This is a genomic window from Sulfurimonas iocasae, from assembly GCF_047716755.1.
Lineage (GTDB): Bacteria > Campylobacterota > Campylobacteria > Campylobacterales > Sulfurimonadaceae > Sulfurimonas.
This window is the reverse complement of the sequence record NZ_CP180409.1, coordinates 2,700,270-2,714,705: the sequence shown is the minus strand read 5'-3', so window position 1 is coordinate 2,714,705 and position 14,436 is coordinate 2,700,270. Positions and strand designations below refer to the sequence as shown.

The 14,436-nt window shown below is 34.6% G+C and carries 14 protein-coding genes; 5 read left to right on the top strand and 9 right to left on the bottom strand.

From position 1 onward, the window contains the following. Window positions 1-6: 6 nt before the first annotated feature. Window positions 7-1,074: a peptide chain release factor 1 gene (gene prfA / locus ACLHDE_RS13870; RefSeq protein ID WP_415396992.1), complete on the top strand. Its 1,068-nt coding sequence runs from the start codon at window positions 7-9 to the stop codon at window positions 1,072-1,074. 70 nt (window positions 1,075-1,144) lie between these two features. Here prfA and dapF read toward each other — a convergent pair whose 3' ends face one another. The 3 genes from dapF to ACLHDE_RS13855 are packed head-to-tail and all read right to left on the bottom strand — an operon-like array spanning window position 1,145 to window position 3,051. Continuing rightward, window positions 1,145-1,897, bottom strand: a complete 753-nt coding sequence (gene dapF, locus ACLHDE_RS13865; protein ID WP_415396991.1) for a diaminopimelate epimerase — start codon at window positions 1,895-1,897, stop codon at window positions 1,145-1,147. After that, complete coding sequence (coaE, locus tag ACLHDE_RS13860) at window positions 1,894-2,487, bottom strand: dephospho-CoA kinase (protein ID WP_415396990.1); 594 nt, start codon at window positions 2,485-2,487, stop codon at window positions 1,894-1,896. Before coaE ends, dapF begins: the two co-directional genes overlap by 4 nt. A gap of 15 nt (window positions 2,488-2,502) precedes the next feature. After that, complete coding sequence (locus ACLHDE_RS13855; protein ID WP_415396989.1) at window positions 2,503-3,051, bottom strand: spermidine synthase; 549 nt, start codon at window positions 3,049-3,051, stop codon at window positions 2,503-2,505. A 361-nt stretch (window positions 3,052-3,412) separates the two neighbouring features. Between ACLHDE_RS13855 and ACLHDE_RS13850 the strand changes: the two genes are divergently transcribed. Next, entirely contained in the window at window positions 3,413-3,610 is a 198-nt protein-coding gene (locus ACLHDE_RS13850; RefSeq protein WP_415396988.1) for a DUF2892 domain-containing protein, read from the top strand. Beyond that, on the top strand, window positions 3,610-4,605 hold the full coding sequence (purM, locus tag ACLHDE_RS13845; protein ID WP_415396987.1) for a phosphoribosylformylglycinamidine cyclo-ligase: 996 nt from the start codon (window positions 3,610-3,612) through the stop codon (window positions 4,603-4,605). Before ACLHDE_RS13850 ends, purM begins: the two co-directional genes overlap by 1 nt. A gap of 27 nt (window positions 4,606-4,632) precedes the next feature. On the opposite strand, the gene ACLHDE_RS13840 is transcribed toward purM, so the two are convergent. The 5 genes from ACLHDE_RS13840 to ACLHDE_RS13820 form a co-directional block, all read right to left on the bottom strand. After that, complete coding sequence (locus ACLHDE_RS13840; RefSeq protein ID WP_415396986.1) at window positions 4,633-5,451, bottom strand: hypothetical protein; 819 nt, start codon at window positions 5,449-5,451, stop codon at window positions 4,633-4,635. Window positions 5,452-5,469: 18 nt separating this feature from the next. Continuing rightward, window positions 5,470-6,318 (bottom strand): hypothetical protein, encoded by an 849-nt coding sequence (locus ACLHDE_RS13835; protein ID WP_415396985.1) that lies wholly within the window; start codon window positions 6,316-6,318, stop codon window positions 5,470-5,472. Beyond that, the gene (locus ACLHDE_RS13830) at window positions 6,315-7,316 is read right to left on the bottom strand and encodes a hypothetical protein (protein ID WP_415396984.1); all 1,002 of its coding nucleotides are present in this window, start codon (window positions 7,314-7,316) and stop codon (window positions 6,315-6,317) included. The genes ACLHDE_RS13835 and ACLHDE_RS13830 overlap by 4 nt, the downstream gene beginning before the upstream one ends. A gap of 198 nt (window positions 7,317-7,514) precedes the next feature. Continuing rightward, window positions 7,515-8,684, bottom strand: coding sequence for an OmpP1/FadL family transporter (locus tag ACLHDE_RS13825; protein ID WP_415396983.1), 1,170 nt, complete (start codon window positions 8,682-8,684; stop codon window positions 7,515-7,517). A gap of 446 nt (window positions 8,685-9,130) precedes the next feature. Beyond that, the gene (locus ACLHDE_RS13820) at window positions 9,131-9,658 is read right to left on the bottom strand and encodes a hypothetical protein (RefSeq protein WP_415396982.1); all 528 of its coding nucleotides are present in this window, start codon (window positions 9,656-9,658) and stop codon (window positions 9,131-9,133) included. A 161-nt stretch (window positions 9,659-9,819) separates the two neighbouring features. Here ACLHDE_RS13820 and ACLHDE_RS13815 point away from each other — a divergent pair, with 161 nt between their 5' ends. Both ACLHDE_RS13815 and ACLHDE_RS13810 read left to right on the top strand, forming a co-directional pair. Continuing rightward, window positions 9,820-10,641 carry a helix-turn-helix domain-containing protein gene (locus tag ACLHDE_RS13815; RefSeq protein WP_415396981.1) on the top strand — a complete coding sequence of 274 codons (822 nt, stop codon included), beginning with the start codon at window positions 9,820-9,822 and terminating at the stop codon, window positions 10,639-10,641. Between the two features lie 65 nt (window positions 10,642-10,706). Next, window positions 10,707-11,222 carry a DUF2938 family protein gene (locus tag ACLHDE_RS13810; RefSeq protein ID WP_415396980.1) on the top strand — a complete coding sequence of 172 codons (516 nt, stop codon included), beginning with the start codon at window positions 10,707-10,709 and terminating at the stop codon, window positions 11,220-11,222. A gap of 4 nt (window positions 11,223-11,226) precedes the next feature. Here the strand turns inward: ACLHDE_RS13810 and ACLHDE_RS13805 are convergent, their stop codons facing one another. Next, a complete protein-coding gene (locus ACLHDE_RS13805; RefSeq protein ID WP_415396979.1) occupies window positions 11,227-14,346 on the bottom strand; it encodes an efflux RND transporter permease subunit in 3,120 nt (1,039 codons plus the stop codon). Window positions 14,347-14,436 lie beyond the last annotated feature (90 nt).

The window sequence follows — 14,436 nt, the reverse complement described above, 5'->3', positions numbered from 1 at the left end:
AAAATTATGCTCTCTGATAAACTTACCCCGTTTATCAACCGTTATAATGAACTTAGCGAACTGCTGAGTTCACCTGACATAACTTCTGACATCAAAAGAATGACAGAACTCTCAAAAGAACAATCTTCACTTTTACCAATCGTTGAAAAAGCAAAAGAGTATAAAACTTTAATTTCAGATATTGCTGATACTAAAGAAATGCTAAGTGATGCTGAAATGGGTGAAATGGCTAAAGAAGAACTCAAAGAACTTGAACCTAAAAAATCACTTATAGAAGAAGATATTAAACTTCTACTTCTACCTAAAGATCCTAATGATGATAGAAATATTATTGTTGAGCTTCGTGCAGGAGCGGGTGGTGATGAGGCAGCAATCTTTGTAGGTGATCTTTTTGACGCTTATACCCGATATGCTGACGTAAAAGGCTGGAGTGTTGAACTTATGAGTACGTCTCCATCAGATGCTGGTGGATTTAAAGAAGTTATTGCACTTATTAAAGGTGATCAGGTTTATAGCAGGTTGAAATATGAAGGTGGAACACACCGTGTTCAACGTGTTCCTGCTACAGAATCACAAGGGCGTGTTCATACTTCAGCTATTACGGTTGCGGTTATGCCTGAAGTTGATGATGTTGAAGTTGAGATAAATGAAAATGATCTTAAGATCGATGTAATGCGTTCTTCTGGATGTGGTGGTCAGTCTGTAAATACAACTGACTCTGCTGTAAGGATTACTCACTTGCCAACTGGTCTAGTAGTAACAAATCAAGATCAAAAATCTCAACATAAAAATAGAGAAAAAGCTATGAAGGTTCTAAAAGCTAGACTTTATGATCTTGAGATGCAAGAAGCTCAAGCTAAAGATAGCCAAGCAAGAAATGCTCAAGTTGGAACCGGAGATAGAAGCGGAAGAATTCGTACTTACAATTATCCACAAAATCGTATGAGTGATCACAGAATCACTCTTACACTTTACAGACTTAATGAAATCATGCATGGCGGACTTCTAGATGAAGTTATTGAACCTCTTATCGCTGATCATCAAGCAAAAATTGTTGAGGCTGCTGGACTTTAGTCTCTAAAGAGACTAAGCTTTAGTGCCTTAGCGGCGAGCGTAACTATATGGGCTTTGCTCGTATAGTGTGCTAATTAATAGAATCCCAGTCAGTATTAAAAGTATTTTTTACTACACCTTTAAAAGTAATTGTTTTATCATTCATTCCAAGATATAGGGTATCACCGCTTTTAGGATAAACTTCAATGCTATTAGGAATCTTTTCTTCACTATACGCTCTGTAAAAACAAGCTGCCATACCAGTTCCACATGCTAGTGTTTCATCTTCAACACCACGCTCATAAGTTCTGACTTTTATATTTTTATCTGCATCTATAAAAGCGATATTTACATTGGCGTTGTATTTATGTCTTAATTCTCTAGCTTCTTCTATGTCAAACTTTTCTATGTTTTGTGTAAAATGAACAAGGTGAGGAACTCCTGTATCTATTAACCACCAAGATTTACCATTAAACTCTATATTTTTATCTAAAACCTTAGGTGGGGTAAGTTCACTTAGAACCATATCAGCATCAACTTCAGCTTTTATAACCCCAGCTCCCGTTAAAAAGCTCATTTTCTTAGATGCTAGGTTGTTTATATAAGCATAATGGGCACAAGCACGAGAACCGTTTCCGCACATATCAGCATGGCTTCCGTCAGAGTTATAAAACTGCCATTCAAAGTCATATTCACTATTTGGAATTATAACTATAAGACCATCAGCACCGATGCCATCTTGACGGTGACATAACTCTTTTGCCAATTCTGTTCTATCTTCTTTAACATCTGAATGAAAGATTACAAAATCATTTCCATTGGCACTGTATTTTGATATCATCATAAGTATTTAGCCTTTATTTTTTCGACAAAATCCTCAACTTCTTGCTGAAGATGTTTTAGGTTTTTTGAGTTGTCTATAACCCAAGTAGCTCTTTTTTTCTTTTCATCAATTGGCATCTGGGAGCTTATTCTCTTTAGTGACTCTTCAAGAGAGTAGCCATTTCTCTTCATAAATCTAGCTAGCTGAACATCTGATGGAGTGTAAACAACTACACTCTCCTTAATATCATAGGCACCATTTTCAAAAAAAAGTGGTATATCTATAAGGTATGGGAATTTGAAACTATCTTGCTTGATGCTTCTTTTCTCTATTTCAGTTCTAATCTTAGGGTGTAAAAACTCTTCTAAGATTCTCTTTTTTTCTTCATCAGAAAAGACTATATTTCCAAGCTTTGCACGGTCTACTTTTGAGCCGTTGACAAACTCTTCACCAAAGGTCTCTTTGACCCAAGATACAGATGCATCTAGTATTTCATGCGAGATGCTATCTGCATCTATAACTCTCATACCGTTTAAAGCAAGTAGAGAAGCTACAGTACTTTTGCCTGTAGCAATTCCTCCTGTTAGTGCAATAGCATATTCAAAAGCCATTTATTACCCTATATATTAGTTTTTAATGATTCCTAAATACTCTTTACGAATATAGTTACCCATTGCAAATGAAGCTATATGAACATCACAGTTGTAAAACTGATTGTTATCAAGCATATCAGCACGGTGCAGATTAATGTCTGCAGTTGGGTGATACTCCTTAGAAGCTAAAAGAGCTGTCGAACCGTTAGAGATATTATACGGCATAATAACTTTAAAGTAATTTCCTAAGATTTTCATCATAGTTTTATTTGCTTCAACTTCATCTAAAGAAGGATGTTTGATTGAGAGTTGTCCATCCTCTTTTAATATACGACTAAGATGTGCTAAAAGCACGGAATCTGAACTCATCTCGCATATAATAACATCTACACTTGAATCATCTAAGTCACGAACTGCATCTAGAGAACACTCAACCGCTTTTGTGCTTATATCATCACTATGTTTTAAAATCTCTCTTGCAAGCACATTTGCATTATCACTAATGATTAAAACATTTTGTGGATTTTTACTAGTACACATTGGAACATGCACCATCATTTCAGAGTAAATAAATTCTTTCATTTTAATAATTCCTTATTTTATACCAATTTCCACTAAAGACTCCTGTTTTAAATAAAAGATAAGCTATTAGCTACAAGGCAAATCTTTGCAGAACTAATTTTTTTAATTCAAAAAGATTTAACGATGCTAGATGATAGCTTATCTTTTACCCGAAGGGCGAATATATTTAACTTATTGCTTCGTTAAAAGTATTTGAAGCTACTAGTAGCTCCTGCACACTTTTGTCTCACACTAAGAGAATATATATTCGTTTAAAATAGTAGTCACTAGTGGAAATTGGTATATTTTAAGGCGATTTTAGCATATTATGATTAATTTTACTTAATATAGATATAATTACAAAAAAATTAAGGGTATCAAAATGAATTTCAATAAAATAAGAAGTTTTTGTAGAACTTTTCGTATTGCTTTAGGTTTGGCTTTAATAGCTACAGGTTTTATTACAGGAATTTACTGGTTTTATCTAGGAGTTCTTCCTCTTGTTGCAGGTATTGCTAATTTTTGTCCACTTTGTATAATTTCAAAAAAATGTGATTTGCCCAAATCGGAATCAAAATAATGAGTCAAATTAGTTACAAAGATGCCGGCGTAGATATAGACGCAGGTAATAGTTTTGTTGAAAATATCAAACCTTTAGTAAAATCTACAAGAATTCCTGGTGTTATGGGTGGGATTGGTTCTTTTGCAGGTGCATTTGAACTTCCAAAAGGTTTTAAAGAACCTGTTATGCTTGCAGCAACTGATGGTGTTGGTACAAAACTTAAACTTGCAATAGATAGTGGAATACATAACACTGTAGGAATAGATTTAGTAGCTATGTGTGTTAATGACCTTCTTTGTAACTTCGGAACTCCTTCTTTTTTCCTAGACTACTACGCAACCGGCAAACTTGATGTTAACGTAGCAACTAACGTTGTTGCTGGTATCGCTGAAGGCTGTATAAGAAGCGAGTGCGCTCTAATCGGTGGGGAAACTGCTGAGATGCCAGGAATGTACTCCCAAGATGATTATGACTTAGCTGGTTTTGCAGTTGGTGTTGCTGAAAAATCTGAAATGGACAGAGTTTCGCTTGTAAGAGCTGGGCATAAACTTATTGCACTCCCAAGTTCAGGTCTTCATTCAAATGGTTTCTCTCTAGCACGTAAAGTTTTGTTTGAGAAAATGGGAATGAAGTTCGAAGATGACTTCAATGGAAAACCACTTATTGAGACTCTACTAGAGCCTACAAATATCTATGTTAAAACATTTAAAAAATTAAGAAATGAAATAGTAGCAATGGCTCACATTACTGGTGGTGGAATTGTTGAAAACTTGCCTCGTGTTCTTCCAGAGAACCTAATGGCTGAAGTTAAAGAAGACTCTATAAAAGTTCTTCCTATCTTTGAACTAATGGCTCCTCATATTGATAGAGCTGAAATGTTTAGAGCATTTAACATGGGTGTTGGAATGATTTTAGTTGTAGAAGATGCTAATGTTGATAAAGTTTTAGCAGAGACTGATGGTTATTTGATTGGAGAGATTAAAGAGGGTGCTAGAGAAGCATTAATGGTTTAAATCATTGCTTCTCTAATGTAAGAACCTTTACTCAAAAGGTTTTTTCAAATCTTTTTCAATAGCTCCTGGAACTGATGAAATAGTCATAAACTGACCCATTGAAAGTTGTGGGTAGGATACGGCGAGATAATACTTAGCAGCTAAAGACGTTGCCTTTGCATCTTCAATAGATATACAATATGGAAGTACAGCAGCATTTGCACGACCTATTTTTTTGACAAATTCCTTTGTCTTATCGCCTATATCAAAGCCAAGAAGAGTACAGTTATCAGAAAGCTTCAATTCAAAGATTAAAAGCTTACCTTCTTTGTACGCTTTTACTTTTGCAATAAGTTCTTCATTTTTACCAGTTGCCAGTTCATCTTGATCTTCATAATATGGCATTCCCATCATAAAATGGAAACTTGCAATATCATCTGCATCGAGTTTATCTTTAGAGGCAGTTAAACCTGGAAATGCACTATTAATCTTTTCATATTGATCAATAAATACAGACTCCTGATAATCATCTTGCATAAAAGCTTTTCCAAAGTATATAGGATTAGTTATACTGATTGTTTTTTCTTTATCATCTATAAACATTCTTAACACAGAAGCATGAGCTCTTTTAGGTTTAGCTCCTTGTGCTTTTAATGCGTCATTAGTAAAAACTAAAGTAGTTCCATTTTCTACAGGTGTATATGAAGCAATAACTTCAAAACCTGCATCTTGAAGTTTAGTTTTTGCAACATTTACTTCTATATGTGAGCCAAGTAAATAAGCGCTAATTTCATCGCTTGCTGAAAGTGTAGTTACTCCAACAAACATAAGAATAGAGTAAACTATTGATGAAACATTTTTTTTCATTAATTGATCCTTAATTGATTATTTGAAAGGTTTTTGCAAATCTTTAGTAACAGCACCCGGTACAGTCATGATTCCCATAAAACCACTCATCTTTAATAATGGATAGCTAAGTGCTATATGATATTTAGCACTTAGTGCCATAGCTTTACCATCTTCAATTACTATAGTCCATGGAAGTAAACCAGCATTAGATCTACCTATTTTTTTAGTAAATTTAGAAGTTCTTTTGCCAAGTTTGTAACCTAAAAGATAGCTATTATCTGAAAGTTTCATTTCAAATATTTTTAGTTTACCATTTTTATAGTTATTGGCCTTAGCCAGTAACTCTTCATTTGTACCTTCACCCAATAAATCTGTATCTTCAAAATAAGGCATACTCACCATAAAGTGGTAATTGGCTAAATCATCAAAATCCCATTCATCAGCAGATGCTACTAAACCAGGAAATGCAGTATTTATCTTTTCAAGTTGTGCATTAAACACTGCATGATTATAATCTGCTTGCATATATGCTTTACCAAAATAAACAGGATTGTTAAAACTAATAGTTTTTTCTTTATCATCTATAAAAAGACGTAATATAGCAGCTTGAGCTCTTTTAGGTTTAGCAGCTTGAGCTTTTAATTCGTTATTTGTAAAAATAACAGTAGTGCCTTTTTTCACAGAAGCATATGTTGCAACTATCTCAAAACCAGCTGCCTCGAGCTTGCTTTTTACAGTTTCAATATCTACATATGGTCCTTGAAGGTAAGCATTAATTTTTTTACCTTCATATCCTGTTTTTACTGCCTCTGGTCCAAAAGTACCACTACATCCTGAAAATATTAATAGCGTTGCTGATAATATTGCTGCTATTGCCTTTTTCATATCTCTTTTGCTCCTAAACCAATCATAATTTTAATAATCTCTTTGTCTAAATTATCAGCTGATTTATTCATAACTTCGTCTTTCATATTTAAAACGGCAGTCCAGTTGGCAAGTGTTGGCATTCCGATGATTAATTTATTAGAACCTTTTTCTATATACATATACATTGAACAAGGAGCAAGTGCACCAGCATCCGGACGACCTTTATTAAATATATTGTATGAATAAGTAAAGTGACACAAGGAGTAAACAAAATACGCGTCATATTTACCGAATTCTAGTTCTAAATCACTGTATGACTCTTTAAAGTTTTTATATCCTGCAATAATATACTTCTTTTCTTCAAATGCAGCTTCGAATTCTTCTTGAAATTCATCGATATAATCACCTAAATCTTTTGGTCTATCAAAGGTAATCTCAAAGTTCATCATTGTTTTTTTAGGAAGAGCTGTATACTCAGTTATCTGAACTTTACCACCAATTTCTTTTTGCACTAAATCATCAAGTGCTGGGAACATAGCTATAAATTTTGTTCTAACAGCTTCATCTTTAATTCCTACTATATCTAGCATAACTTCAGGAACTAAATGTCCAACATATGTTTTGTTTTCATTTTTCTTTTTATATGTATGAAGATTAAATGGAGAAAAACCACCAATTTCAGGATTTGTAATTAGTATCTCTCTAAGTGCAACGTCATTAGCTATAGAAAAAAAACCAAGATTATCTAGAGTTTCTTTCCATGCTGGATCATAACCATCATTTGGCTTACCGTCATCTAAAGTTTTTGTACCATACTTCTTTTTATAAGCATCATTGATTCTTTCATGTGGATCAGATAAAACATAACCAACACTCTCTATCTTTTTATTAATCAAATTATTATAATGCTCTTCTGCATTACCATCAACAACATTAAATCTTACAGCTTGAGCAGCAAATGCAATGGTTGTTGCTACTGATAATAGTAGTGTAGTTCTTATAAGTCTTTTTATCATTTTGTTTCCTTAATTGAAATATCAGCGATACCTATCATAATAATATCACAAAGATTTAAAATATCATACCACAAAAAGTTATGAAATATGTATATTTTCACATGTCAAACAAAGATTATTTACCTAGGATGTATAAACAGGATGCCGCCATAAAAGGCGACATTTTAGAATGAAGAAGAATTTATGTTATTCTAATAATTAGAATGCGTAGTTAAGACCAAGAGTTAGAGCTGTTTGTGAGTGCTTTGTCTCTATGTTAAAAGTACCACCAGTGTCAGCACCAGCATATGTATCAGAAACCTCAGGAGCATATGTATAAGCTACATCAATTGAAGTTCTTTTACTTACAATATATGTACCACCAAGAGTAAAGTGAGACTCTATAGTTGCCGGGAAACCAAGTAAATTAAGTACATTTTTAGAGTATCCACCAGCTTGAGTAACATCTTGCTCTGATATTGGACTTTCTGCATAGTTGTAACCAACACGAGCTTCCCAAGAAGTTGTTGCATATTCATAACCAATAGCAATTACACTTTGATCATCCCAACCAAAATCTTCATAACCAGTTGCAGTAGACCACTGAATTTGTTTATAGTCTAAAGCTATTGTGTGTTCTTTCATCTTATAACTAACACCAATACCAATTTCAGCTGGTGTAGATAATTTGTCACTCAGTGTTAAACCAAAGTCAGTACCTGCACTTGTTAATTGACCTTTATATTCCATTTCAATTTCAGATTTATACATAGCACCAATTGTAAAACCAGAAATTTCATAAGCAAGACCTAAGTTATATCCAAATTGTAAATCTTGTGATACACCTGCATGTCTATTATTAGCACTGTTATAATCAATGTCTAGTGATCCATATTGAAGTAGTGGCGTTAAACCTACACTAAAGTTATTTACTGTGTATGCTAATGGCACACCGAATTGCATAAGCTGTAAATTAGTGACCATATTGTATGTTCCAGTAGTTGTATCATCACGATAATCAACACCCATACCAGCAGTACCCCACATACCTACTCCCCAATAAAAATTATCATTAACTTTACTAGCTATAGATACAGAAGGGATTACACTCATATCCGCAGCACTGCTATCAGTATTTCCACGCATAGTTCTTTCTACATCTGGCATAAAAATAGTACCACCAAAAGAAATTTCAGTATCTTCAACAGATGTGATTAGTGCAGCATTCGCTAAACCTGACTCAGCACCATGAGAAACACCAATATCAGTACCACCCATACCGCGTGCTTTAGCACCAGTAGCAATCAGATTTGAACCATTTGTTGCGAATGCAGATGTTGCACCTAAAGCTAATGCAGCTACTAAAGCTAACTTAATTGTTTTTTTCATTTTCTCTCCTACGAGTAATATAAGTATTTAAAATAGATAAACTATTTCATCTCCAAGCATTATAGGAGAGTAAAATTTAACCGAATCTTAAAAATAAGAATTAGTTTAATGGTAATCTATCACATTAGCAATAAAAAAAGAATTATTATAATGAATATATATAAAAAATATTATATATTAATATAATAATATATATTATGACCACTATTATAAGTTTTTCACATGATAAATGATGAAAAGTATAATATTAGAAAAATATAAAAAATGTGATATATTTGTGTGAATGTGAATAAATGTAACAAACAATATCATAAAAGAATTACAAAACTATAACAAAAATCTTATATTCTTATATTCTCACAATTTATTGATAGTAATTTTAGTTTGTATTTGCACTGTTTTGATTAAAATTGGCATTATAATAATCTTTTTATAGCTTTTTATTACTAATCTTTTAGGTCTGGTGGAGTGAAATGCTTTTCTTTGAACTCTTTGAGCTTTTGGTTATTGTCCATCTTAACAGCCCAGTTTCTTAGTGAGTTTCTATCTTCTTTATACTCCATAATTGGAATGGACTCTCCACAACTAGACTCAACAGCATAGATGCTAAACTGAAATATGTCTCTAACAAGACTCTCTTTTTCTTCAAAGAGTTTTAGATACTCACCAAACTTTTTACTCTTAGCATCTACAATTTTTGCTTTACAAAAGAGTCTAAGTATCTTTGCATTACCTTCAAAGGCATTAAAGACCAGAGTAAACTCTCCATCATTTACAGCATCTCTATATGTACGGTTTCCACTCCCCGGATAACTCATAAAAACTAATGTCGAGTTGTTTAAGACCCTAATGGAGTCATAGCCTTTAGGTGAAAGGTTTACTTCTTTCCCTGATGAACTAGCAAGATAAAAAAGTTTTTGAAGCTTGATAAACGCTATGTCTGCATCTTTTAAACTTTTATATTGTGTTCCCATAATTTTGCCTTGAATTGTTTTAGAAAATTATAGCAAAGAAGTGGTTTCTAATTTATCGCGACATGGAATGTGGAATGTCCTCTATAAACTAGACAAACTTTAATTCAGTAATTTAGATAAAATAATAGTTTAGCATCACGACATTTCACAAAGGCTACATATTGATAAATAAAATATACAAAAACAGTAAATTACCTTTTGTTGAGCTACGTTATGGTGAGTATGTAAGAGGTTGCAGTAAAAGTCATACACACGAAGTTATAACTATTACTGCAATTGAAGAAGGTGCTGCGAACCTGATTCTTGATAATGAAACCTTACGCTTATGTAAAGGGAGTTTAGCCTATTTAAATCCAAATACTGCTCATTGTCTTGAGGTCTTAAATGATGATGCAAAAGGCGATTTTGTTCTGCATCTAGATACTTCTTGGTGCATAAATGTTCAAAAAGAACTCTTTAATGAAACAACAAACTATCTACCTGTAGCAAAAGTTTTAATAAATGAAGTTAGCTTTTACAATAATTTTATTGAATTGTGTGCTTTTCTCTTTAGTGATAACTCGATTGAAAATAAGGAAGAAGAGTTGATTAACTTTATCTCGAAACTCTTTTTAGAACATTGCACAAAAGAGCGAACTTATGTAGAGCACTCTAGAGTTTATATTGAGACTGCTCAGAAAATAAAAACTTACCTTGATGAAAATATAGAAAAAGAGATTACACTTCAACTCCTTGCTAACACTTTTAATTTCTCAGCAGTACATATTACTAGAGTTTTTAAAAAAGAGTTTGGTATCCCCGTTCATGCGTATATCTTAAATAAAAAAGTACATAAAGCCAGAGAACTTTTATCTACCAACTCCTCCCTATCAGAAATAGCACTGGAAAGTGGTTTTTTTGACCAAAGCCATTTCAATAAATCATTCAAAAGAGTTTTTTCTATTACACCTAAAGAGTATCAAGACAATCTGAATGCATGTTAATTTTATACAATACTTCACTTTGAAGTTTATCTATACTTCGCCAATCATTTATTTGGAGTAATAGAATGCAAAACACTCTTTCAATAGAATTTTTTATGGTATCTGCATTTGGTGGGTTGGTTGGAACCTATTTCATGGATTTGGTAGCAGGGTATTTACGAAGATGGAATATAAGTAGTGGTACAAGTCATGAAATTATCGGACGATGGTTTTTGTACATGCTAAAAGGTCAGTTCAAACATAAAAGTATAGCAAACGTAGCATCATTTTCTAATGAAAAATATATGGGTATATTTTTTCATTATATTATTGCTGGAATCGGTATTGCCTTGCTCTACCCTTTTTTTGTTTCTGTGTTAAATGTTGAGAGTGATATATCCTATGTTTTACTAGGTGCTATCTTTGGTATTTTAACCAATATATTCCCTTGGTTATGGATGATGCCTTCTTTTGGATGGGGAATAGCTGGTATAAAAAAAGAGCCTCACTCAAACAGTATACTCGCTCCATTTTCTACACACCTTGCTTACGGGTTAGGATTAGGTTTAACACTTTTTATTTATTCAAAAATAGGTAGTTAATATTTTAGTTTATAGAAAATTCCAACTCCCGCTTAGCATAAATCTCAAAAAGTATAGGGATGATAACAAGACTTAAAACTGCTGAACTTACAACTCCGCCTAACATTGGTGCGGCGATTCTTTGCATCACTTCACTTCCTACTCCATGTGTGTACATGATTGGGAGTAGTCCTGCTAGGATGGCAAATACTGTCATCAGTTTTGGTCTTACTCTTTGGACTGCTCCTTCGTATATCGCTGCATTTAGCTCTTTAAGTCCAAACCTTTCTTTATACTTCTCTTTTGCTTCATCTACTGCTTCTTGAAGGTAGACTATCATTACTATCGCTGTCTCGGCGGCTACTCCCAAAAGTGCTAAGAAACCGACTACTACGGCTATACTCATGTTGAAGTTTAGTATGTCTATGTAGAGCAGACCTCCTAAAAGTGCAAAGGGCAGAGTAAAAAACACTATAAGTGTAGGTATCATATCTTTAAGTGCAAAGTAGATTAGTATGAGTATGACTATAAGCACAGTCGGAACTATCCAGACTATCTTTTTCATCGCTGAGTCTAAGTACTCACTTTGACCTGCCCACTCTATGTAGTAACCAGCCGGAAGTTTTACAGACTCTATAAGTTTTTTAGCTTCTTCTTTGTACTCAGTAGCACTGATTCCGACATTTGGAGTGATGTATATAAACGTCACAGGAGATGCCATCTCACTTTTTATAACAGAAGCACTCTCACGGTAAGCGACCTCTGCAAAGTTTCCAAGAGGTACAAAACCAAGTGGAGTTTTTACCTGAAGGTCTTTGATGCTCTCTATGCTTCTTCTTTCATCTTCTTCAAAACGAAGGGCAATAGGATAACGCTCTATACCCTTGTACATAGTAGATACTTTCATCCCACCGATACCAGATGCCACATAATCAAGCAGGTAGTCTTTTGTTATATTGTATCTTGCCAACTCTTTTTCATCCAGTTGTATATCTAAGTAGTAACCAGCACTTGCCTGATCTGCAAAGACGGAAAGAGTCTTGTCAAAAGTTCTAAGTTTACTCTCTATTTCAAGTGCGTATTTTTGCAAGCCCTGGGCATCTTTACCGTAGAGCTTGATACCAAGAGGTGTACGGATTCCACTTAGTAACATGTCTATACGACCGCGGATAGGATAAGTCCAAGAGTTAACAAGCCCTGGAACTCTAAGAGCATCTTCAAGCTTTGCCATGAGTTTTTCATGAGTCATTCCCTCTCTCCATTCGCTTTGTGGTTTAAATGTGATAATAGTCTCTATCATACCAAGCGGAGCGGGATCAGTCGCAGAGTTTGCACGACCGCCTTTACCAAAGACTATACTAACTTCTGGGAAACTTTTGATGATGGCATCTGTCTTTTGAGTAAGCATTTTACTCTGGTCAACACTGATACCATAAGGAGTAACAGGCATATACATAACACTCTGCTCATTTAGTGGAGGCATAAACTCCCACTTGAGACCTTTGTATAGCGGGTACATATATCCAAGAGCTACAACAACTGCTATGAGTACAATGTACTTTAGTTTAAGTCCATAAATGATTACAGGGTGATAGAGCCAGATAAAGAAACGGTTTAGAGGATTTTTGTTCTCACTAAGGATTTTCCCCTTTACAAAAAAGAGCATCAGAACTGGAACGAGAGTTATCGAGAGAATTGCTCCTGCCATCATGGCAAATGTTTTAGTAAAAGCCAATGGAGTAAAAAGAAGTCCCTCTTGACCTGAGAGTGCAAAAATAGGTAAAAATGAAACCACAACTAAAGCAAGTGCAAAAAATATAGGACGACCTACAACTTTAGATGAACTGCTGATGGCATCAAATCTCTCTTGTTTTGTGAGTGCCTCGCCTTTTTGCAGTTCTTGTTTTACTATGGTCTTGTGAGCATTTTCAATCATAACTATTGTTGCATCTACCATCGCACCGATGGCAATAGCGATACCGCCAAGACTCATAATATTCGAGCCAATGCCAAACATTTTCATAAGTAAAAATGTCGCACCGATAGTTAGGGGCAGAACTATAAGAACTATGATTGATGAACGCAAGTGCATCAAAAATAGAGCGATGATAACGATGACGATTATACTCTCTTCTATAAGTGTAGTCTTTAGTGTATCTACCGCTTTTTCTATGAGGTCTGAGCGGTTATAAGTCTCTACGACTTCAACACCATCTACTTGAAGTTCACTCATTTTCTTCTCTATACGCTTAATAGTAGCGTAGACATCTTCGCCATAACGAACCATAACGATTCCTCCGACTACTTCGCCTTCTCCATTTAGATCAGCCATACCGCGACGAGCAGCAGGAGAGAGTTCAACTCTTCCTATGTCGCCGATGGTTACGGGGATGTTCGCTTTTGTAGCCACAACAAGTGAACGAATATCATCCAAGTCTTTTAGATAACCTTTTGCTTGAACCATCCACTCAAAACCATTTTGTATGACTATACGTCCTCCTGTGTCGTTGTTGTTGGCTTTTAGAGTTTTTGCTACATCTTGGATTGAGAGGTTATAACGTACTAAAGTATCATTACTGACACTTACTTGATAAGTCGGAACAAATCCACCTATAGACGCAACTTCACTTACACCGTCAACACCCAGAAGTGCGTACTTGTAATAGTAGTCTTGCAGAGTTCTAAGCTCGCTGAGGTTTTTAGTCTTTGAAGTCAATGCGTACTCATAAACCCAACCAACACCACTCGCATCTGGACCAAGGTTTACTTCCATAGACTCAGGAAGCCCAGATTGAATAGAAGCTAACTGTTCTAGCACACGAGTTCTAGCCCAGTAAAGGTCAGTTCCCTCTTTAAAAATGATGTAGATAAGAGCATTTTCATAAGTTGAAAAACCTCTAACAGTCTCAATATTTGCGATAGAGAGAAACTGAGAAACCAGAGGATAAGTTCCTTGGTCCTCTATAATTTCAGGAGATTGTCCAGCCCAGTTTATTTTTACGATAACTTGAGGAGGTGACAAGTCAGGTATAGCATCCAGAGGAGTGTTTTTAATAGCCCAAAAAGAGCCAAAAGTTATAAATATGGCTGCCATTAGGATAAGAAACTTATTTTTAATACTAAACGAAATTATACTTTCAATCACAATTTGTCCTTTTCTCTACTCCCAATGGAGTTAGCTTTAGTGCCTTAGCGGCTAGCGTTCTATATATGGGCTTTGCTCATATATAGAGTA

Bases quoted from the DNA above. Each gene is read 5' to 3' on its own strand.
- ACLHDE_RS13810 (WP_415396980.1), top strand. From the start codon at position 10,707: ATGCAAAACACTCTTTCAATAGAATTTTTTATGGTATCTGCATTTGGT.
- ACLHDE_RS13830 (WP_415396984.1), bottom strand. From the start codon at position 7,316: ATGATAAAAAGACTTATAAGAACTACACTACTATTATCAGTAGCAACA.
- prfA (WP_415396992.1), top strand. From the start codon at position 7: ATGCTCTCTGATAAACTTACCCCGTTTATCAACCGTTATAATGAACTT.
- ACLHDE_RS13825 (WP_415396983.1), bottom strand. From the start codon at position 8,684: ATGAAAAAAACAATTAAGTTAGCTTTAGTAGCTGCATTAGCTTTAGGT.
- ACLHDE_RS13855 (WP_415396989.1), bottom strand. From the start codon at position 3,051: ATGAAAGAATTTATTTACTCTGAAATGATGGTGCATGTTCCAATGTGT.
- coaE (WP_415396990.1), bottom strand. From the start codon at position 2,487: ATGGCTTTTGAATATGCTATTGCACTAACAGGAGGAATTGCTACAGGC.
- purM (WP_415396987.1), top strand. From the start codon at position 3,610: ATGAGTCAAATTAGTTACAAAGATGCCGGCGTAGATATAGACGCAGGT.
- ACLHDE_RS13850 (WP_415396988.1), top strand. From the start codon at position 3,413: ATGAATTTCAATAAAATAAGAAGTTTTTGTAGAACTTTTCGTATTGCT.
- dapF (WP_415396991.1), bottom strand. From the start codon at position 1,897: ATGATGATATCAAAATACAGTGCCAATGGAAATGATTTTGTAATCTTT.
- ACLHDE_RS13840 (WP_415396986.1), bottom strand. From the start codon at position 5,451: ATGAAAAAAAATGTTTCATCAATAGTTTACTCTATTCTTATGTTTGTT.
- ACLHDE_RS13820 (WP_415396982.1), bottom strand. From the start codon at position 9,658: ATGGGAACACAATATAAAAGTTTAAAAGATGCAGACATAGCGTTTATC.
- ACLHDE_RS13835 (WP_415396985.1), bottom strand. From the start codon at position 6,318: ATGAAAAAGGCAATAGCAGCAATATTATCAGCAACGCTATTAATATTT.